Below are 20108 nucleotides of genomic sequence, written 5' to 3'. Positions count from 1 at the left end.
GTCAAAAGGTCAATATTCACCCGCCGCCTAGTGAATGTTGACAACCAACCGTGACGGTGGGACGGTCGCCTCCATGGTGCCGGAAGAGCGCCGAGGAAACATCGAGGAGGATGACCGATGAGCCGGAAGCTCTGGATAACCGCGTCTGCCGCTGCGCTCCTGTTCGCCGCAGGCGCCGCCAACGCCCAGGACGCACGTCCTGCGAACCAGAACACCCAGGACGAACAGGCCGACACGCTTGACGACGTCGTCGTCACCGCCGAACGCCGCACCACCAATCTGCAGGAAACCGCGGTGGCCGCCACGGTCCTGAGCGGCGAGGACCTGGAGAACCGTGGGGTGACCTCGCTGGAGCAGCTCCAGTTCGTGGCTCCCTCGACCACGGTCCAGAATTTCGGTCAGGGCAATTTCTTCAACGTGCGCGGCATCGGCAAGTCGGAGCCGACCACGGCCATCGGCGTCGGCGTCACCACCTACCGTGACGGCGTGGCCGTCTTCCCCGGCTACTTCCAGACCGAGCCCTACTACGACATCGGCAGCGTTGAACTGCTGCGCGGCCCGCAGGGCACCTTCGCCGGCACCAACGCCACGGGCGGCGCGGTCTTCATCAACGCCCGCAACCCCGACTTCACCGGCGTGAACGGCTACGTCATGGGCCAGGCCGGAACCTACGGGAACCTCAAGCTGCAGGGCGCGATCAACGTGCCGATCAGCGACACCCTGGCGGCGCGCTTCGCCCTGAACAGCGAAATCCGCGACAGCTTCCACGAGATCACCGGCACCTATTCGGGCCACCCGGGCGAAATCGACTCCAAGAGCTACCGCGCCAGCGTCCTGTGGACCCCGACGCCGGCCCTCCGCGTCCTGCTGAAGGGCGACTACAACAACCTCGATTTCGGCGGCTATCCGGCCGATCCGGCGCTGGCCACCAACGATCCGTTCAAGATCACCGCCAACGGCCCGCACTCGGGTCACGACGAGACCGCGCGCGTGTCGCTGAACGTCAGCTACGTGCTCGACAACGGCATCACCCTGCGCTCGATCACCGGCTACCAGGACGGGATCAGCGAATTCTCGACCGATCTGGACGGCACCAGCGCGCTGAACAACACCTTCTACGACCGCGTCGAGGAAGAGGTGTGGTCGCAGGAGTTCAACATCGTCTCGCCGGACGACCAGCGCCTGACCTGGATCCTGGGCGCCTTCTGGCAGTACGACGACGTGGTCTTCCCCGTCACCACCTTCCCGCAGGGCGCCTACCACGTCGGCTTCCCCGAAGGCGTGGTCGACTACTACATCTTCGGCGAGACGCCGAAGGAGACCCAGGCCGTCTTCGGCCAGATCAGCTACGACGTGTCTGAGAACCTGCAGATCCAGCTGGGCGCCCGCTGGTCGGAAAGCACCTCGACCAACGACAACGTCTACACGACCTACCCGGCCTTCGGCCTGACCCTGCTGCAGAACGACGAGGTCACCGCCGAAAAGACCACCGGCAAGCTGAGCGTCAACTACAAGCTCGACGACAACAATTTCGTCTACGGCTTCGTCGCCACGGGCTTCAAGATGGGCGGCCTGAACGCGCCGAACTTCTACGTGCCCGCCAGCTCCTTCGGGCCGGAAGACGTCATCGACTACGAACTGGGCTGGAAATCGACCATGTTCGATGGTCGCGTCCGCACCCAGCTGGGCGCCTACTACATGGTCTACGAGGGCTTCCAGGTCATCGTCGGCGACCCGACGGTGCCGCTGTTCAACTCGATCGTGAACGTGAACGGCGAAACCGTGCTGAAGGGCATCGAGGCCTCCGCCCAGGCGCGCTTCGGCCAGTGGTCCGTCGACGTCGGCGGCTCCCTCTCCAGCTCCGAGCTGGGCCAGTTCTACGCCGTCGATCCGCGCCTGGCGCGCCTGCCCTGCAACCCCCAGACGGGGCCTGCCGCCGGCAACTGCCAGAACCTGGAAGGCAACAGCCAGAGCTACGCGCCGGAGCTCACCTTCAACGCGGGGCTTCAGTACGAGTTCGCCCTCGAAGGCGGAGCCATCCTGACGCCGCGCATCGACTACTCGCACATCGGCGAGTCCTGGACCTCGATCTTCAACAACGAGGCCCTGGGCGACAAGCTGGAGGCGCGCAACATCGTCAATCTGAAGCTGACCTATCAGCTCGACGAATGGACGCTCGCCGCCTACGCGCTGAACGCCACGGACCAGACCTACATCGCCGCCGTCAATGCGGGCCTGCGTTACGCCGGACCGCCGCGGCAGATCGGCCTGAACCTGATGCGGACCTTCTGATCCCGGCGCGGGGGCGGCCCACAGCCGCCCCCGCAACCGCCGCCGGCTTCCCGGCGCCCCTGTAACTGTTTGGACTGCCCCCCACGGATGATCGCGCCGACCCCCAGCCCGATGCAGGACTACGCCCTGACCGTGGATCGCTTCCTGGATCACGGCGCCAAGTGGCACGGCTCAGCCCGGGTCATCACCGCCGGCGACCATGACGACGCCGCCGTCGGCTATGCGGACCTTCGCGATCGCGCCAACCGCCTGTCCGGCGCCCTGCTCGATCTCGGCCTCGCACCCGGCGATCGCATCGCCACCCTCGCCTGGAACACCCAGCACCATGTCGAGCTCTGGTACGCCTCCATGGGCGCCGGCCTCGTCTGCCACACGCTCAATCCCCGCCTGACGCTCGCCCACCTGACTGCCATGGTCATCGAGGCCGGCGACCGCGTCCTCGCCATCGGCGCAGGCCTGCGCGCCGTCGCCGAAGCGCTGATGGCCGCCTGCCCCTGCCTCGAACATCTCATCGTGCTCGACGAGGCCGACGACCGCGTCGTCTCGACCCGCGGCGCCGGCACGCCCCTGGAAGCCCTCATCGCCGCCGGCCGCCCCGCGCCCTGGGGTCAGTTCGACGAGACCGCCCTGGCCGGCCTCTGCTTCACCTCGGGCACCACCGGCGCGCCCAAGGGCGTCGCCTACACCCACCGCTCCAACTACCTGCACACCATCCGCTCGCTGCAGGCCGACGCCCTCGCCCTGACCGCCGAGGACGTGGTGCTGGTCGCCGTGCCCATGTTCCACGCCAACGCCTGGGGCCTGCCGTTCGCGGGGCCGGCGGTCGGCGCCAGCCTCGTCCTGCCCGGCCGCGTCACCGACGGCGCCAGCCTCGCCCGTCTGATCCAGACCCACGGCGTCACCGTCGCCGTCGGCGTCCCCACCGTCTGGCTCGGCCTGCTGGATCATCTCGACGCCGCGGGCGGCGACACCCCCACCCTCCAGCGCGTCGTCATCGGCGGCTCCAGCTGCCCCGACACCCTGATGAAGCGCATGGAGACCCGTCTCGGCGCCACGGTCCAGACCAGCTGGGGCATGACCGAGCTGTCGCCCCAGGGCACCCTCTCACCGCGCAGCACCACGCCGGGCGCGGCCCGCGGCGCCGGCCGCCCGCCCATGGGCCTCGACCTTCTCCTCACCGACGCGTCCGGAACGCCCCTGCCCGAACAGCGCAACGTCGTCGGCCACCTCAAGGTGCGCGGCCACAGCGTCGTCCAGCGCTACTTCAACGCCCCGGAAACCGCGCTGGACGCCGACGGCTGGTTCGACACCGGCGACCTGGCGATCATCGACGACGCCGGCAACCTGACCATCGCCGGCCGCGCCAAGGACCTGATCAAGTCGGGCGGCGAATGGATCAATCCGGTCGAGATCGAGGAGATCATCGGCGCCCTCCCCTCCATCGGCCTCGTCGCCGTCATCGGCACGGCGGATGCCAAATGGGGCGAGCGTCCGCTGATGGTCGTCGAGCCCGCCCAGGGCCAGCAGATCGACGACAGCGCCCTCAAGGCCAGCCTCAAGGGCCGGGTCGCGGACTGGTGGATTCCCGAGCGGATCGTCCGCGTCGAAACCATGCCTCTCGCCGCAACCGGCAAGATCAACAAGCAGCAGCTTCGCGCAACCTACGGAGCTGCATAGGATGACCGCCGTCTCCATTGAGTCGGCGGGCCTTTTCACGGTGACGCCGGACCGCCTCGAGGTTCAGGTCATGACCACCCCGCCCCGTCCCCGGCGCCGCAAGGCGGAACAGCGCGCCGAGAGTCTGGAACAGCTGCTGGACGCCGCCGAGGAGCTGTTCTCCCGGCACGGCCTGCACGGGGTCACCATCAAGGACATCGCCGACAAGGTCGGCGTCCACAAGTCGCTGATCCACTACTACTTCACCGACAAGCAGGAGGTGTTCGACAAGGTGATGGCGCGCCGCGCGCCCGTCACCAGCGGCCGCCGCATGGACGCACTCGACGCCTACGAGGCCTCCGTCGACGGCAAGCCGACGGTCGAGGGCGCCCTGCGCGCCTTCCTCGACACCGACCTCGACACCTATTCCACCGGCGGCGAGGGCTGGCGCCATTTCGGCGCCCTCAGCGCCCAGATCAACAACACCCCGGCCTGGGGCGCCGAGGTCATGGACCGCCTCTACGACCCGGTCGTCCTGCGCCTCATCGGCCTGCTGAAGAAGGCCATGCCCGACTGCGCCGAGGAGGACGTCTTCTGGGGCTATCACTTCGTCACCGGCGCCCTGACCCTGACGCTCGCCCGCACCGGCCGGATCGACCAGCTGTCCGGCGGCCTGTGCAAGTCCGACGACTTCGAGGCCATCAAGGCCCGCATGGCCGCCTTCATGGCCCACGGCTTCGTCGGCATCTGCAACAGCCGCGCCGCTGAACGGCGCAAGGCGGGGGAGCCATGACGCCCCTCCGTCACTCCGAAAAATAGACGGGCCTCGACGCCCGCATCACCGAGGAAACGACCATGAGCCAGAAAGACGCCGCCATCGGCCTCGACGCGCCGCCGACGACGAAACCGCAAGGCGTCGGCAGGGGCGCCTGGATCACCCTCGGGGCCCTGTGGTTCATCTATGTGCTGAACTTCCTCGACCGGCAGTTGCTGTCGATCCTGGCCAAGCCCATCCAGGACACGCTGAACATCAGCGACAGTCAGTTGGGCCTTCTGGGCGGCCTCTATTTCGCATTCTTCTACTGCTTCATCGCCATCCCGGTCGGCTGGCTGGCGGACCGCACCAACCGGGTCGCCGTCGTCGCCGTCGCCTGCGGCATCTGGAGCGCCGCGACCATGGCCTGCGGCATGGCCCGCAACTACGGCGAACTGGCCGTCGCGCGCATGACCGTCGGCTTCGGCGAGGCCGGCGGCGTGCCCCCGTCCTACGCCATCATCACCGACTCCTTCCCGCCCGGCCGTCGCGGCATGGCGCTGGGCATCTATAACCTCGGCCCGCCCGTCGGCGCCGCCATCGGCATCGCCTTCGGCGCCTCGGTCGCCGCGGCCTTCAGCTGGCGCGCGGCCTTCATCGTCATCGGTCTGGTCGGCCTGGTCGCCGCCCTGGCCCTGATCCTGATCGTCAAGGAACCGAAGCGCGGCGGCCTGGATCCCGTCTCCGCCACCGACGGCCCGGCCCGCGCCGGCTTCTGGGAGACGGTGCGCATGTTCTTCTCGCGCCCGACCCTGGTCCTCGCCTCGCTCGGCAGCGGCGTCACCCAGATCGTCACCTACGGTCTGGGCAATTTCGCCGTCCTGTTCCTGATGCGCGAAAAGGGCATGACGCTTGAGAACGTCGCCCTCTGGTACGCCCTCGTCGTCGCCATCGGCATGAGCGGCGGCATCTTCGTCTCGGGCTGGCTGATCGACCGCTTCACCCGCCGGTCGAAGCGCGCCTACGCCATGCTGCCCGCCATCTCGCTGGCCCTGGCCGTGCCCTTCTACATCGCCTTCGTCTGGGCCCCGTCGTGGCCGCTGGCCCTGGCCTTCCTGATCGGCCCGACCTTCCTTAACTATTTCTACCTGTCGTCCTCGGTGGCCCTGGTCCAGGGCGAGGTCCGGCCCAACCAGCGCGTCATGTCCGGCGCCCTGCTGCTGCTGGTGATGAACTTCATCGGCATGGGCGTCGGCCCGACCTACGTCGGCATGGCCAGCGACTTCTTCCGCGCCACGCACCCGGAGAACTCGCTGCAGATCGCCCTCTACACCCTGATCCCGGTCTATTTCGCCGCCATCGGCCTCTTCCTGTGGCTGGCCAAAGTCCTGGGACGCAACGACCGTCAGGCCGGAGGCGCCGCATGACCCCGTCGCTGAAAGCCCTCGCCGCCGCCTGCCTCGTCGGGGCCCTCCTCGCCCCGGCCGCGGCCTCGGCCCAGACCGCCCCGGTCGTCACCGCACCTGCGGGCGCCGTGCGCGGCGTCGCCGACGGCAGCGTCTCCGCGTTCAAGGGCATTCCCTACGCCGCCGCCCCGGTCGGTCCGCTCCGCTGGCGCCCGCCCGCGCCGGCCCCGCAGTGGCAGGGCGTCCGCGACGCGACCCGCTTCGGTCCCGCCTGCGTCCAGCCCGTCTCGCCGGTCCGCACCATCTATTCGTCGGACTTGGGCCCCACCAGCGAGGACTGCCTGTCGCTGAACGTCTGGACCCCCGACGTCGCCGGCAAGGCGCCCGTCATCGTCTGGATCCACGGCGGCGCCCTGGTCGCCGGCTCCAGCAAGGAGCCGCTGTACGACGGCTCCACCCTGGCCGCAGACGGCGCCGTCGTCGTCTCGATCAACTACCGCCTCGGCGTCCTCGGCTGGCTGGCCCATCCCGACCTCAGCGCGGAATCGCCCCAGGGTATATCGGGCAACTACGGCCTGATGGACCAGATTCAGGCCCTGCACTGGGTCCGTCAGAACATCGCGGCCTTCGGCGGCGATCCTGACAACGTCACCATCGCGGGCGAGTCCGCCGGCGGCCTCAGCGTCATGTATCTGATGGCCTCGCCCTACGCCCGGGGCCTGTTCCACAAGGCCATCGCCCAGAGCGCCTACATGATCTCCACGCCCGAGCTGAAGGAGGCCCGCTTCGGCGCCCCGTCCGCCGAGGACGCCGGCGCTCGCCTGGCCCGCACCCTCCAGGCGCCGTCCACCCGCGTCCTGCGCGCCATGGACGCCCAGGAGATCACCAACACCGCCGCCATGTCCGGCTTCGCGCCCTTCGGCGCCGTCGACGGCAAGCTCCTGCCCGGCCAGCTCGTCGACATCTTCGATCGCGGCGAACAGGCGCCCGTGCCCATCCTCGCCGGCTTCAACAGCGGCGAGATCCGCTCGCTCCGCATGCTGGCCCCGCGTCCGCCCGCCGGCGCCGCGGAATACGAACGCGTCATCCGCGAGCGCTACGGCGACCTCGCCGACGACTTCCTGCGGCTCTATCCCTCCACCGACATGGAGGAGAGCGTCATCGCCGCCAGCCGCGACGCCCTCTACGGCTGGACCGCCGAACGCCTCGCCCGCAGCCAGACCGCCCGCGGCCAGGCCTCCTTCCTCTACCTGTTCGACCACGGCTATCCGGCCTCCGACAGCGCCGGCCTGCACGCCTTCCATGCCGCCGAACTGCCCTACATGTTCGGCCTTCTGGACCGCACGCCGCCGCTCTGGCCGAAGATCCCGCAGACCGCGGAAGAGGCCGCCCTGTCCGCCGCCATGGTCGACTACTGGACCAGCTTCGCCCGCACCGGCCGGCCCCAGGCCGCCGATGCTCCGGCGTGGACCCCGTACGACGCCTCGGGCGCCTACATCGCGTTCCGCGACGGTCCGGTCATGGAGACCGGTCTGATGCCGGGCATGTACGCCCTGCACGAACGCGCCATGTGCCGCCGCAAGGCCGACGGGACCATGGCGTGGAACTGGAATGCGGGCCTCGCCTCGCCCGTCCTGCCGGCCGCCGCCCCGGGCTGCGACTGACGGTAACCACGTCCGGCCGGGCTCGCCGGTGAACCCTGCACGCGCGGTGGCGTTCGCCATCCATGAGCGTCTCGCATAGTTCGCCGGCGAGCCCGGGCCAGGAGCCTTCCCCGTCGTTCTTCCGGCGCATGCTGCGGCGAGCGATCGTCAGCAAATCGCTGGTGGTCGTCGGCCTCGCGACCGTACTGACGGCGCTGCTCGTGGCCATGCTCAGCTACGAACTCGTCCGCGATCTGGCCCGCGAACGGCGGCTCGAGGCGGCGCTGGAACAGTCTCACTACGAGCAGACCCAGATCCTGCGCGTCTTCTCGCTGATGCAGGACGCCGAGATCGGCCAGCGCGGCTACATCGTCACTGGCAATCCCGAATACCTCGACGTCTACAGCAATGCGCTCGAACAGCTCGATCCCCAGCTGGTGCTGCTGTCCCGCCTGCTCGCCGACCAGCCGCGCCAGGCCGCCCAGCTCCGCGAGCTCAGCGCCCTGATCGCCCTCAAGCGGACCGCCCTCCAGGGCAGTCTGAACCGGTACGAGGACATGAAGCGGCGGGGCGTCACCGGAAACCCCCTGACGGGCACCGGCAAGACGACCATGGACCGCATCCGAATCCTGGTCGGCGAGATGGCCGCCTACGAAGCCATCTCGTTCCGCGACCTGCGCGACGCCTCCATCGATCGCTCCACCCAGACCGGCCGCTTCCTGGCCGGGCTGATGATGCTGTTCGCCGTCCTGCTGGCCGTCTCGGCCTTCGTCATCTGGCGCTCCCTGCGCACCCGCAACGACCTGCTCGCCAGCCTGACCTCCTCCGTCCGCCGCCAGGAGGCCCTGTTCGACAGCAGCCAGGACGGCCTGATGGTCCTGAACTCGAAGGCGGCGATCCAGACCGTCAACCCGGCGACCGAACGTCTGTTCGGCTGGTCCGCTGCCGAGATGGAGGACAAGGACGTCACCTTCCTGATCGACGTCACCGGTCCCGCCGACGCCCACATGGTCGACCGGCTCAAGAACCGGCGCGGTATGCTGGACCTGACCCTCGTCGGCGACCTCACCGGCATCCGCAAGGACGGCTCCACCTTCCCCGCCAACGTCTCCCTCAGCCCGGTCGAGCTGACCGAGGGCCACTGCATGTTCGCCGCCGTGCGCGACATCTCCGAACGCCGGCGGATCGAGGAGATGAAGACCCAGTTCGTCTCCACCGTCAGTCACGAACTGCGCACCCCCCTGACCTCCATCGCCGGCTCGCTGGGCCTGTTGGCCGGTGGCGCGGCGGGGCAGTTGCCCGAGAAAGCATCGCGGCTGATCGGCATCGCCCACGCCAATACCCAACGCCTCGTCCGGCTGATCAATGACATCCTCGACATCGAGAAGATCCAGTCGGGCCAGATGACGCTCGACCTCCAGCCCCTCGATCTGCGCGACGTCGCCGAGCGCTCGATCGAAAGCGTCCGGGGCATGGCCGACGGTCTCGAAGTGACGGTGACCATGCGCGACGGCACGCCCTGCCCGGTGCGCGGCGACGCCGACCGGCTGATCCAGGTGGTCGTCAACCTTCTGTCCAATGCGATCAAATTCTCGCCCGCCGGCGGCGAGGTCCTCCTCGTCGTCGAAGCCGCCAACCGCATCGTCCGCCTCAGCGTCCGCGACAACGGTCCCGGCGTGCCGGAGGAATTCCGCGCCCGCATCTTCTCCAAATTCGCCCAGGCCGACGCCTCGGACACCCGCGCCAAGGGCGGCACCGGCCTGGGTCTCGCCATCGCCCGCGAGATCGCCGAACGCCACGGCGGCCGCCTGTGGTTCGAGTCCAGCGTCGGCGAAGGCGCCACCTTCCACCTCGACCTGCCGCTGGCGGCCGGGGCCGAGGATGTGATCCAGGGCGACGGCCCCCGCCTGCTCATCGTCGAGGACGACGCCGACGCGGCCGAAGTCCTGCGCACCATGCTGGCCGAGGACGGCTTCGGCGCAGACGTGACCCCGACCGCGCGCGAGGGTCTCGCCGCCGCCCGCACCGGCTCCTACTCCGCCGCCCTCGTCGACCTTCAGCTCCCCGACGCCGACGGCATCGGCCTCATCCGCGCCCTCCGCAGCCAGCGGGCCACGCGCGATCTGCCGGTCGTCGTCGTCTCCGCCGATGTCGCCCGCGGCCGTGCGCGCGGCTATTCGCTCGAGGTGCTGGACTGGCTGGAAAAGCCGTTCGAGACCGACCGCCTGCGCGAGGCCGTCGGCGCCATCCTGGTCCGGCTCAACGAGCGGCGTCCGCTGGTCCTGCTGGTCGAGGACGACCCCGACATCCAGCGCCTCACCGCCTCCGCCCTGGGCGAGTCGGCGGAGGTCGTCATCGCCGGCTCGCTGGGCGAGGCGCGCGAGGTGCTGGCGGCCCCCTTGCCCGATCTCGTCGTGCTCGACCTCGGCCTTCCGGACGGTTCGGGCATCGAACTCCTCGGCGACCTGCAAGACGCTGACGGCTCATCCATCCCGGTCGTCGTCTATTCGGCCCAGGAGACCGACGCCGCCATGCTCAGCGGCGTCCAGGCCGTTCTGGTCAAATCCCGCACCTCGCTGTCGACCCTGGCCCGCACCGTACGCCGCCTGACGCGCAAGGAGGTCCCCACGCCATGAAGCCCCTGTCGCTGCTCCACGTCGATGATGACGACGACATCCGCGACGTCGCCGCCATGTCGCTGGAGCTGGACCCCACCATCGACCTGACCAGCGCCGCCTCGGGCGAGGAGGCGCTCGATCTCCTCAGCGCCGGCCTGCGCCCCGACGTCATCCTGCTCGACGTCATGATGCCCCGCCTCGACGGACCCGGCACGCTGGAGGGCCTGCGGCGTATCGCGGGGCTGGAGGACACCCCCGTCATCTTCATGACCGCCCGCACCCAGGGCAGCGAGGTCCAGCAATGGGTCCGGCTCGGCGCGGTCGGCGTCATCACCAAACCCTTCGATCCCATGACCCTCGCCGGTCAGGTCCGCGACGTCCTCAGCGGCGCCTGACCCTGGGGTATTTCCCCCATGCCTCCGGGTTGCACCGGATGGGATCGCGCCGCTTCCGGCGACACCGTCCGGGCCAGTACCCGTAATGCGTGAGGCTCCCATGCCCCTCCCATCGCTCCGGAAAACCATGGGACGCCTCCTCCTCGGCGCCGCCGCGGTCCTGCAGCTCCAGCTCGCCGCCTGCGCCACCCCGGTGCGCATGCCTGCGGTGCCCAGCGAACTGACGGCCCAGGCCGAGGTCGCGATCCCCAACGCCCGCTTCTTCCCGGACCGCGACCCCGGTCCCCTGGCCGAGGAAGGGCTCCAGTCCCTCCGGCGCGAGATGGCGTGGCGCCGCGAAAGCGGTCAGACCGGCCCCCTGCCGCCCGTCAGCTTCCTGACGATCTCCGGCGGCGGCGGCGACGGCGCCTTCGGCGCCGGGCTGCTCACCGGCTGGACCGAATCCGGAACCCGGCCCGAGTTCAAACTGGTCACCGGCATCAGCACCGGCGCCCTGATCGCCCCCTTCGCCTTCCTCGGCTCCCGGTACGATCCCATCCTGAAGGAGACCTACACCGGGGTCTCCGACAGCGACATCTTCCACCCGCGCGATTTCACCGCCGCCCTGTTCGACGACGCCATGGCCGACACCGCGCCGATGGCGCATCTGGTCGAGCGCTACGTCACCCGCGAGCTGCTGGACGCCATCGCGGTGGAATACGCCCACGGCCGCCTGCTGGTCATCGGCACGACCAACCTCGACGCCCGCGAGCCGGTCTACTGGAACATGGGCGCCATCGCGAGCAGCCGGGACCCGGCCGCCCTGCCGCTGTTCCGCAAGATCATCCTCGCCTCCGCCTCCATCCCCGGCGCCTTCCCGCCGCAGATGTTCGACGTCACCGCCGGCGGGCAGTCGTACCAGGAGATGCACGTCGACGGCGGCGCGACGCGGCAGGTCTTCATGTACCCGCCCAGCATCCACCTCGGCGAACTCGCCGCCCGGGAGGACGCCGTGCGCACCCGCCACCTCTACATCATCCGCAATTCGCGCCTCGATCCCGACTGGGCCAGCGTCGACCGCCGCACCCTCTCGATCGCCAACCGCGCCGTCTCGTCCCTCATCCAGACCCAGGGCGTCGGCGACCTGACGCGCATCTATCTGACCGCCACCCGCGACGGCCTCGACTACAATCTCGCCTACATCCCGGCGGACTTCACGGTCCCCAAAACGTCCGAGTTCGACCCGGTCTACATGAGCCAGCTGTTCGACCGCGCCCGGCAGATGGCCACCGCCGGCTACGTCTGGGACAAGGCCCCGCCCGGCTTTGCAGCGGTCACCGTCCCCTAAAGGATGTGCAGCACCCGCTCCTTCGGGCGGGCCAACACCGCGCCCCTGGGCGTCTTCACCAGCGGCCGTTCGACCAGCGCCGGATGCTCGATCATCGCCTCCAGGATCGCCGCCTCGCCGACACCGTCCTTCAGCAGGCCCAGCTCGGCCACCAGCTCGCCCTTCGTCCGCAGCGCCTCGCGCGGCGTCAGCCCGGCCTCGTCCAGCAGCGCCTTCAGCGCCCCCGGCGTCCACCCGGCCTTCAGATACTCCACCACCTCCGGCTCGTGGCCGGCCGCGCGGATCATCTCCAGCACATTGCGCGACGTGCCGCAGTTCGGATTGTGGAAGATGGTGACGGGAAAGGTCATCGCGCCGTTATACGCCGCCCGAAAAACATCGCCAGCCACCCGCCGATCAATGGCGCCGCAACCGCCGCGACCTGCATCCACAGCGGGTGCGGGATGGTCAGAACCGTGTACAGACCTCCGCAGGCGATCAGCGCCGCGATGACCCAGCCCGGCCACATGCGGCGCGAGATAAGTCCCGCCACGGCGGCACCGCCCCATGATCCCAGAAGCCACGCGTTCACGACTGTCAGGGCCGCGCCCAGCGGCATCATGGCGATCAGTCGGGCCTGGTCCGCCTTGTCCAACGGATCCAGTCCCGCCGGCGGTGGGAACACCGCGTGACCCGCCAGCTCCAGGCAGATCACCAGGACCATCGCGACCGCCACGCCCGCCAGAATTCCAAGAATGATCCTGAGCATCGCTTGTCCTTCCTCACTCGCGGCGACCGTAGCCTGCTCGACTCGAAAGGCGCAATCAGCACCGCTTTCTGCACCCGAGCCGGTTGCGCTCAGGCTTCGCGGCCCCATCTGGCCACGATGACGACTGACGCCGCCCCCGCCGCCCCCGCTTCCGCCAGGGGCCCGGGCTTCCCCGAGTTCGTCTGCCTGATCGCCATGTTCATGGCGCTCAACGCCCTCGCCATCGACTCCATGCTGCCCGCCCTGCCCGACATCGGCGCGGCGCTCGGCGTCGTCTCGGACAACAGCCGCCAGTGGGTCATCACCGCCTATCTGCTCGGCTTCGGCGCGGCCCAGATCGTCTACGGCCCGCTCGCCGACCGCTACGGCCGCAAGCCGGTGCTGGTCGCCGGCCTGCTGATCTACGTCGTCTTCGCCGTCGCCTGCGCCTTCGCCCCGACCTTCGAGTTGCTCATCGCCGCCCGCGTCGCCACCGGCGTCGGCGCCGCAGCCACCCGCGTGCTGGCCGTCTCCATCGTCCGCGACCGCTACTCCGGCCGCACCATGGCGCGCGTCATGTCGCTGAGCTTCCTCGTCTTCCTCGGCGTGCCCATCCTCGCTCCCACGGTCGGCCAACTGATCCTCAACGTCGCCCCGTGGCGCTGGATCTTCGGCGTCCTCGCCGTCTTCGGCAGCAGCGTCCTGCTGTGGGCGACCATCCGCCTCCCCGAGACCCTGCACGCGGAAGACCGCCTGCCCATCAGCGCCGGCCGCATCCTCGGCGCCTTCCGCGAGGCCGTCACCAACCGCCAGTCCATCGGCTACACCCTGGCCATGACCTGCATCACCGGAGCCCTGTTCGGCTTCATCAACTCCAGCCAGCAGATCTTCTACGACGTCTTCCACGCGCCGCAGCTGTTCACCACCGTCTTCGCCGCCATCGCCGGCGGCATCGCCGTCGCTTCGCTGCTCAACGCCCGCCTCGTCGAGCGGCTGGGCTCGCGCCTGATCTCGCACACCGCCCTGCTCGGCTTCATCGCCATGGGCGCCATCCACAGCGTCATCAATCTCAGCGGCCACGAGTCGATCTGGACCTTCGCCGTGCTCCAGGCCCTGACCATGTTCTGCTTCGGCTTCATCGCCGGCAATTTCGGCTCCATGGCCATGGAGCCCATGGGCCACATCGCCGGCACCGCCTCCTCGGCCCAGGGCTTCATCTCGACCATCGTCGGCTCCCTGCTGGGCTTCGCCATCGGCCAGTCCTTCAACGGCTCGGCCACCCCCATGGCGCTCGGGTTCACGGTCATGGGAACCGCCGCCCTGGTCTTCGTCCTCATCGCCGAGCGCGGCCGCCTGTTCCAGGCCAAGCACCTCGCCCCGGTGGCAGCCCAATAACTCACCTCCCCATCGCAGATGGGGAGGGGGACCATCCGAAGCCCGCAGGGCGAAGGATGGTGGAGGGGGCGTCGCCGGCGGATGAATATCAGAGCTCAACCGGCCCAGGCCGGCGTCGCCCCCTCCTGACCGCTTCGCGGTCTGTCCTCCCCATTCGCTTCAAGGCGAATGGGGAGGTGAACCCCCTCTTGATCTTTTCCGTCTGACGGGGCGTTGTCCCGCCAGCGAAAAGCTCGGCCTCAATCAGCGCGAAGCGCACCAGGCCAACGAAAAGAGAGGACACCCCCGATGATCCGCACCGCAGGACTGGTCTCCGCGCTCGCGCTCACGCTCGCCATGGGAGGATGCGCCGCCATGCCCGCTTCCGGTTCGGGGTCCATCTCCGACATGCCGCCGCTGCCGGCCTCGGCCACGGCCCCGGTCCAGTACGCCCTGGACACCCACTCCTTCGCACAGCCCGCGGTCGCCCACGTCCGCCACGTCTCGCTGGACCTGACGACCGATTTCGACAGCAAGACCCTGTCCGGCACGGCCGCCCTCGACATCCAGGGCGCGCCCGGCGCGACCGAGGTCGTCCTCGACACCAAGAACCTCGACATCCGCGGCGTCACCGACGCCTCGGGCGCCCCGCTGCAGTTCAACCTCGGCCCGGTCGACGCCATCAAGGGCCAGCCCCTGACCGTCCGCTTCCCGGCCCTCGCCGCCGGCGGGACCCAGCGCGTCGTCGTCGCCTATTCGACCCGCCCCGACGCCGCCGCCCTGCAATGGCTGGCCCCGTCCCAGACCGCCGGCGGAAAGCGCCCCTACATGTTCAGCCAGGGCCAGGCCATCCTGACCCGCACCTGGGTGCCGACCCAGGACAGCCCCGGCATCCGCCAGACCTGGGACGCCCGCATCGTCGCCCCCGCCGACCTGCGCGTGGTCATGAGCGCCCAGGACCTGACGCCCGAGGGCGAGCCCGCCGGCGACGGCCTCAAGGCCTGGCGCTTCAACATGACCAACCCGGTCCCGCCCTATCTGATCGCCATCGGCGCCGGCGATATCGCCTTCGCCCCGATCGACGAGCGCACCGGCGTCTTCACCGAGCCCTCGCGCCTCCAGGCCGCCCATGACGAACTGGCCCCGACCGCGCAGATGGTCGACGTCGCCGAGGGCCTCTACGGCCCCTACCGCTGGGGCCGCTACGACCTGCTCGTCCTGCCGCCGTCCTTCCCCTTCGGCGGCATGGAGAACCCGCGCCTGACCTTCGCCACCCCGACCATCATCGCCGGCGACCAGTCGCTGGTCTCGCTGGTCGCGCACGAACTGGCGCACTCCTGGTCGGGCAACCTCGTCACCAACGCCACCTGGAACGACATGTGGCTGAACGAGGGGTTCACCGTCTATTTCGAGAACCGCATCATGGAGGCCCTGTACGGCCGCGACCGCGCCCTGATGCTGGCCTCTCTGGGCTGGGGCGACCTGCAGGACGAGATGGCCGGCCTGCCGCCCGCCGACACCCGCCTGCACCTCGACCTGACCGGCCGCGACCCCGACGAGGGCCTCACCGACGTCGCCTATGAGAAGGGCGCCGCCTTCCTCTTCACCATCGAGCGCATCGTCGGCCGCGAGCGTTTCGACGCCTGGCTGAACGGCTATTTCGAGCGCAACGCCTTCCGCCCGATGACCACCGAGCTGTTCCTGCAGGACATCCGCACCCACCTGATCAAGGGCGACGCGGCGCTGGAAAGCGCCCTGATGATGGACGCCTGGATCTACCAGCCGGGCATGCCGTCCAACTGGCAGCCCCCGGTCTCCACCGCCTTCGTCCCCGTCGACGCCGCCGCGAGCGATTTCTACTCGGGACGCATTCCGGCCTCCGCCATTCCCTGGGCTGGATGGTCCACCCAGGAACGTCAGCGCTTCCTGGCGTGGCGTCCGGCCATCGCCGACGGCAGCGATGGCGGCTTCACCACCACCGCCAGGCTCGCCGACCTGGAGTCGACCCTGAACCTGCGTAACGAAGGCAACGCCGAGGTCCTGTTCGCCTGGCTCCAGATCGCGGTCCAGCACCGCTACGAGCCCGCCGTCCCGACGCTCGAGCATTTCCTCACCACCCAGGGCCGGCGCAAATTCGTCCTGCCCCTGTTCCAGAGCCTCTGGGCCGAAGGCGACTGGGGCCAACCCATCGCCCGCCGCATCTACGCCACCGCCCGCCCCGGCTACCACGCGGTGACCAGCAACTCGGTGGATGCGCTGGTCGGGCGGCCGTAATCACGCCAGCCCCTTCCTCCTTTGCGGGGAAGGGCTGACGCCGCCACTCACCTCCCCATCGCAGATGGGGAGGGGGACCATTCCGGCGGCTCAGCCGGAATGGTGGAGGGGGCGTCGCCAGCGCATGCGATCAGAGCTCCAACAACACCCGCCGGCGTCGCCCCCTCCTGACCGCTTACGCGGTCTGTCCTCCCCATCGCCTCGGGGGCGATGGGGAGGTGAATCTGTCGGCTATTCCCGGATTCTTTTCGCCAACCCGCTGACTTCCCCCACCTAAATTCCCTCTACGCAGCGAGGTATCCGCCGCGGCGATAATGCCCGCATCCCGTCGATGGGGAAGGCGTCGGATCCAGCGCCTCGACGACGGCGGGGTGTGGTCGAGCGATGAAGCCCGGGCGAAGGGTAGTCCGGGGGTCCTCGTCGGACAGCGATGGATGCTGTCCGCTTGCTCGCCGCGCATCGAAGGTGCGGACCGCTGGCTCAGCCGATGTCCCACCCACGTCGCCTCCAGCAATGGCGGCGGCGGAGATCCGTCAAGGCTCTAACAGGGCCGCCAGCCGGAGGGCGCGCGAAACCAACGACCACGCGGGGCGTCCACCTCGTCGAAACGGTAAAACTATCAAAGCACCGGGCGAGGCCCGGACGCCCCGCGCCTTCCCCTCCCTTCCGGCGGCTCCCGCCGGAAGATGCACCCGCATGTCCTTCCCCCATTTCGGGGGATGGAGGAGCGGTGGCGAAGCCGATCCGACGACGGGCTGCGGAGCAGCTCGGATAGGGGCTCTGTCCGCGCCTCAACTGTTTGCCGGATGGCCGCCTTCGACAGCCCCCATCCGTCAGGCTCCGCCTGCCACCTTCCCCCGAAATGGGGGAAGGAATTCGCATTTGAGCTTCGCCGTCGTAGCCTCCATCCGCACACGGAGCCGCCATGTCCCTCGACCGCCGCAGCCTGCTCGCCGCCGCCGCCGCCCTGCCGCTGGCCGGACGCGTCTCCGCCCCCACGGCGGATTCGCTGAGGCAGCTGGCCGACCCCGCCCGTCCCGACACCGTCATGGGCTTCGGCGTCATCGCCCGGGACGGCGCCGGCCGCCCGGTGCTGGAACAGGCCCACGGCTCCGGCCGGCTGACCATCGACGGCGCGCTTCAGGCCCGCCCCTTCGCCCTCGACACGCCCATGCGCATCGCCTCGATCACCAAACTCGTCGCCATGACCGGCCTGATGACCTTGGTCGAACAGGGCCGTCTGTCGCTGGACGACGACGCCGGCGCGCTGGCCGGCTTCCCGCTGCGCCATCCCGCCCATCCGGACGTCCGCGTCACCCCGGCCATGCTGGCCAGCCATACGTCCGGCCTGCGCAACGGCCCCAGCTATCCCGTCCCGCTGGGCCGCCCCCTGTCCGGGGCCTTCGTCCCCGGCGGACGCCATTACGACGACGGCGCCTGGTTCTCACCCGCCGCCGAGCCGCCCGGCTTCTTCGCCTACGCCGACGTCAATTTCGCCGTCCTCGCCCAGATCGCCGAACGCGTCTCCGGCGAGCGGTTCGACCGCTTCCTCAAGCGCACCGTGCTCGACCCGGCGGGCCTCGACGCCGGCCTCAACTGGAGCGGCGTCTCCGACCCCGTCCGCGCCCGCGCCTCCGCCGCCTGCCGCCCGGTCGACGGCCGCTGGGAGCCCCAGGTCGACGGCGAGGTCGCGCCCGCCCCGGCCATCCGCGTCACCACCCCGTCCGAGGCGCCCGGCCTCACCGCGGACGACTACGTCCCCGGCGACAACGGCTTCGTCTTCTCGCCCCAGGGCGGCCTGCGCGCCTCCGTCGCCGACCTCGACCGCCTCGCCCGCAGCTACGCCGGCCACGCCGACGCCCCGCAGATCGTCTCGCGCCGGACTGTCGAACAGATGAGCGCGCCGCTGTGGACGTATGACCCGGTCAGCCCCAACGGCCATACCGACCGCGGCCTGCTGCAGAGCTACGGCCTGTCGGTCCACATCCCCACCGGCCGGGCCGGCGACGACTTCTTCGGCCCCGGCTCCGCAAACTGGCGCGGCCATTTCGGCCAGGCCTACGGCCTCCAGTCCGGCCTGTTCTGGAATATCCTCGACGGTCGCACCTTCGCGTACATGATCTCCGGCACGCCGCGTGACGCCGAGGGCCTGTCCGGCGCCCGCTCGGCCGCCTCGCCCTGGGAGGAAGTCATCCTCGACGCGGCCCTCGCCGCCTGGGCCGGTCGGGCCTGACGGCCATGTGAGCGCGCCCGGCCTTCCATTCCGGTCCCCTCGCCCCTAGGTTCCGCCGCACAAGAACGGCCAAGGCCGCCACGCTCCAGGAGACGCGCCATGCACGACGCCCCCCAATCCGAAACCGCCGCGGCGCTCGACAAGGAAAACCCGCTCGGCGTCGACGGCTTCGAGTTCGTTGAATTCACCGGCCCGGATCCGGCCGCCATGGTCGCCCGCCTCGAGCTGATGGGCTTCACCCAGACGCACGTGAACCCGGCCAATGACGTGGTCCGCCTCAAGCAGGGCGACATCACCATGCTGGTGCATCGCACCCCGACCGGTCAGGCCGCCGCCTTCTCCACCGATCACGGCCCCTCGGCCAACGGCATGGCCTTCCGCGTCAGTGACGCCAAGGCCGCCTTCGAGGGCGCGGTCGCCCGCGGCGCCAAACCCGCCGAAGGCCACGACGGCGGCGCGCTGGCCAATGGTTATCCCTACGTCCTGCAGGGTATCGGCGGTTCGCTGCTCTACATCATCGACCAGTACGGCGAGACCTCGCTCTACGACGGCTGGAACGAGATCGAGGGCTGGGAAGAGGCCGAGCGCAAGAACGCCGTCGGCCTGTTCTCGCTCGACCACCTGACCCACAACGTCCGCCGCGGCGAGATGCGCACCTGGTCGGGCTTCTACGGCGACGTCTTCAATTTCGAAGAGCAAAAATACTTCAACATCAAGGGCAAGGCGACCGGCCTGCTGTCCCAGGCGATGATCGCCCCCGACCGCGCCATCCGCATTCCGCTGAACGAGAGCCAGGACGAGAACTCGCAGATCGAGGAGTTCCTGCGTCGCTACAACGGCGAGGGCATCCAGCACATCGCGCTCGCCACCGACGACATCTTCGAGACCGTCGAGGAGATGAAGCGTCGCGGCATTCCCTTCCAGGATACGATCGACACCTATTTCGACCTGATCGACAAACGCCTGCCGGGCCACGGCCACGACGTCGCCCGCATGCGCCTGAACCGCATCCTGATCGACGGTTCGGACGAGGACGGCCTGCTGCTGCAGATCTTCACCCAGGACACCTTCGGTCCGATCTTCTTCGAGATCATCCAGCGCAAGGGCAACCAGGCGTTCGGCGAGGGCAATTTCCAGGCCCTCTTCGACTCCATCGAGCTGGATCAGATCCGGCGCGGCGTCATCAAGGTTGATGCCTGAGTTCCGTTTCGGGCCGCCGTCCTGGCTGCCCTGGCTCGGTCCGCTCCTCGCGGCCGTGGTCGGGGCGCTGGCCGGCGAGTTCTGGCTGGGCGGCGGCTTCTGGACGGTGCTGTTCGCCGCCCTGACCTGCGGCTTCGCCCCCATCGTCGGCTACCGCGTCTGGAAATGGCGGCACCACCGGCGGGATCAGCGTCCGGGCTAGCGCCCCG

15 protein-coding genes are annotated in these 20108 nt (G+C 69.5%); 13 read left to right on the top strand and 2 right to left on the bottom strand.

The genetic code is table 11. From position 1 onward, the window contains the following. The first annotated feature begins 117 nt into the window (after nt 1-117). From GGR12_RS04010 to GGR12_RS03975, 8 genes are all read left to right on the top strand, one after another. Complete coding sequence (locus GGR12_RS04010) at nt 118-2292, top strand: TonB-dependent receptor (RefSeq protein ID WP_183203087.1); 2175 nt, start codon at nt 118-120, stop codon at nt 2290-2292. Nucleotides 2293-2379: 87 nt separating this feature from the next. Further along, nucleotides 2380-3969: an AMP-binding protein gene (locus GGR12_RS04005; protein WP_246328721.1), complete on the top strand. Its 1590-nt coding sequence runs from the start codon at nt 2380-2382 to the stop codon at nt 3967-3969. A 70-nt stretch (nt 3970-4039) separates the two neighbouring features. Next, the gene (locus GGR12_RS04000; protein ID WP_183203750.1) at nt 4040-4741 is read left to right on the top strand and encodes a TetR/AcrR family transcriptional regulator; all 702 of its coding nucleotides are present in this window, start codon (nt 4040-4042) and stop codon (nt 4739-4741) included. A gap of 62 nt (nt 4742-4803) precedes the next feature. Then, a complete protein-coding gene (locus tag GGR12_RS03995; RefSeq protein ID WP_183203086.1) occupies nt 4804-6129 on the top strand; it encodes a spinster family MFS transporter in 1326 nt (441 codons plus the stop codon). Next, on the top strand, nt 6126-7772 hold the full coding sequence (locus GGR12_RS03990) for a carboxylesterase/lipase family protein (protein ID WP_183203085.1): 1647 nt from the start codon (nt 6126-6128) through the stop codon (nt 7770-7772). Before GGR12_RS03995 ends, GGR12_RS03990 begins: the two co-directional genes overlap by 4 nt. A gap of 62 nt (nt 7773-7834) precedes the next feature. Then, complete coding sequence (locus GGR12_RS03985; RefSeq protein WP_183203084.1) at nt 7835-10387, top strand: response regulator; 2553 nt, start codon at nt 7835-7837, stop codon at nt 10385-10387. Next, a complete protein-coding gene (locus tag GGR12_RS03980; RefSeq protein ID WP_183203083.1) occupies nt 10384-10764 on the top strand; it encodes a response regulator in 381 nt (126 codons plus the stop codon). The genes GGR12_RS03985 and GGR12_RS03980 overlap by 4 nt, the downstream gene beginning before the upstream one ends. A 127-nt stretch (nt 10765-10891) precedes the next feature. Further along, nucleotides 10892-12091 (top strand): patatin-like phospholipase family protein, encoded by a 1200-nt coding sequence (locus tag GGR12_RS03975; protein ID WP_221212194.1) that lies wholly within the window; start codon nt 10892-10894, stop codon nt 12089-12091. Here the strand turns inward: GGR12_RS03975 and arsC are convergent. Then, nucleotides 12088-12441, bottom strand: coding sequence for an arsenate reductase (glutaredoxin) (arsC, locus tag GGR12_RS03970; protein ID WP_183203082.1), 354 nt, complete (start codon nt 12439-12441; stop codon nt 12088-12090). The two genes, GGR12_RS03975 and arsC, sit on opposite strands and share 4 nt — an antisense overlap. Further along, nucleotides 12438-12839, bottom strand: a complete 402-nt coding sequence (locus tag GGR12_RS03965) for a hypothetical protein (protein WP_183203081.1) — start codon at nt 12837-12839, stop codon at nt 12438-12440. The genes arsC and GGR12_RS03965 overlap by 4 nt, the downstream gene beginning before the upstream one ends. 117 nt (nt 12840-12956) lie before the next feature. Between GGR12_RS03965 and GGR12_RS03960 the strand changes: the two genes are divergently transcribed. From GGR12_RS03960 to GGR12_RS03940, 5 genes are all read left to right on the top strand, one after another. After that, nucleotides 12957-14213: a multidrug effflux MFS transporter gene (locus GGR12_RS03960; protein ID WP_183203080.1), complete on the top strand. Its 1257-nt coding sequence runs from the start codon at nt 12957-12959 to the stop codon at nt 14211-14213. Between the two features lie 288 nt (nt 14214-14501). Beyond that, on the top strand, nt 14502-16466 hold the full coding sequence (locus tag GGR12_RS03955; RefSeq protein ID WP_183203079.1) for a M1 family metallopeptidase: 1965 nt from the start codon (nt 14502-14504) through the stop codon (nt 16464-16466). A 925-nt stretch (nt 16467-17391) separates the two neighbouring features. After that, complete coding sequence (locus GGR12_RS03950; protein ID WP_183203078.1) at nt 17392-18699, top strand: serine hydrolase domain-containing protein; 1308 nt, start codon at nt 17392-17394, stop codon at nt 18697-18699. Nucleotides 18700-18798: 99 nt separating this feature from the next. Continuing rightward, nucleotides 18799-19899: a 4-hydroxyphenylpyruvate dioxygenase gene (hppD, locus tag GGR12_RS03945; RefSeq protein ID WP_183203077.1), complete on the top strand. Its 1101-nt coding sequence runs from the start codon at nt 18799-18801 to the stop codon at nt 19897-19899. After that, nucleotides 19892-20101, top strand: a complete 210-nt coding sequence (locus GGR12_RS03940) for a hypothetical protein (protein WP_183203076.1) — start codon at nt 19892-19894, stop codon at nt 20099-20101. The genes hppD and GGR12_RS03940 overlap by 8 nt, the downstream gene beginning before the upstream one ends. The last annotated feature ends 7 nt before the right edge of the window (nt 20102-20108 follow it).

Origin of the sequence: Brevundimonas lenta (assembly GCF_014196335.1) — a bacterium.
Taxonomy (GTDB): domain Bacteria; phylum Pseudomonadota; class Alphaproteobacteria; order Caulobacterales; family Caulobacteraceae; genus Brevundimonas; species Brevundimonas lenta.
This window is presented reverse-complemented; position numbering and strand designations above follow the sequence as displayed.

What these genes read in the sequence shown, in the direction of transcription:
- GGR12_RS04010 (WP_183203087.1), top strand. Translation starts at nt 118, where the DNA reads ATGAGCCGGAAGCTCTGGATAACCGCGTCTGCCGCTGCGCTCCTGTTC.
- GGR12_RS04005 (WP_246328721.1), top strand. Translation starts at nt 2,380, where the DNA reads ATGATCGCGCCGACCCCCAGCCCGATGCAGGACTACGCCCTGACCGTG.
- GGR12_RS04000 (WP_183203750.1), top strand. Translation starts at nt 4,040, where the DNA reads ATGACCACCCCGCCCCGTCCCCGGCGCCGCAAGGCGGAACAGCGCGCC.
- GGR12_RS03995 (WP_183203086.1), top strand. Translation starts at nt 4,804, where the DNA reads ATGAGCCAGAAAGACGCCGCCATCGGCCTCGACGCGCCGCCGACGACG.
- GGR12_RS03990 (WP_183203085.1), top strand. Translation starts at nt 6,126, where the DNA reads ATGACCCCGTCGCTGAAAGCCCTCGCCGCCGCCTGCCTCGTCGGGGCC.
- GGR12_RS03985 (WP_183203084.1), top strand. Translation starts at nt 7,835, where the DNA reads ATGAGCGTCTCGCATAGTTCGCCGGCGAGCCCGGGCCAGGAGCCTTCC.
- GGR12_RS03980 (WP_183203083.1), top strand. Translation starts at nt 10,384, where the DNA reads ATGAAGCCCCTGTCGCTGCTCCACGTCGATGATGACGACGACATCCGC.
- GGR12_RS03975 (WP_221212194.1), top strand. Translation starts at nt 10,892, where the DNA reads ATGGGACGCCTCCTCCTCGGCGCCGCCGCGGTCCTGCAGCTCCAGCTC.
- arsC (WP_183203082.1), bottom strand. Translation starts at nt 12,441, where the DNA reads ATGACCTTTCCCGTCACCATCTTCCACAATCCGAACTGCGGCACGTCG.
- GGR12_RS03965 (WP_183203081.1), bottom strand. Translation starts at nt 12,839, where the DNA reads ATGCTCAGGATCATTCTTGGAATTCTGGCGGGCGTGGCGGTCGCGATG.
- GGR12_RS03960 (WP_183203080.1), top strand. Translation starts at nt 12,957, where the DNA reads ATGACGACTGACGCCGCCCCCGCCGCCCCCGCTTCCGCCAGGGGCCCG.
- GGR12_RS03955 (WP_183203079.1), top strand. Translation starts at nt 14,502, where the DNA reads ATGATCCGCACCGCAGGACTGGTCTCCGCGCTCGCGCTCACGCTCGCC.
- GGR12_RS03950 (WP_183203078.1), top strand. Translation starts at nt 17,392, where the DNA reads ATGTCCCTCGACCGCCGCAGCCTGCTCGCCGCCGCCGCCGCCCTGCCG.
- hppD (WP_183203077.1), top strand. Translation starts at nt 18,799, where the DNA reads ATGCACGACGCCCCCCAATCCGAAACCGCCGCGGCGCTCGACAAGGAA.
- GGR12_RS03940 (WP_183203076.1), top strand. Translation starts at nt 19,892, where the DNA reads ATGCCTGAGTTCCGTTTCGGGCCGCCGTCCTGGCTGCCCTGGCTCGGT.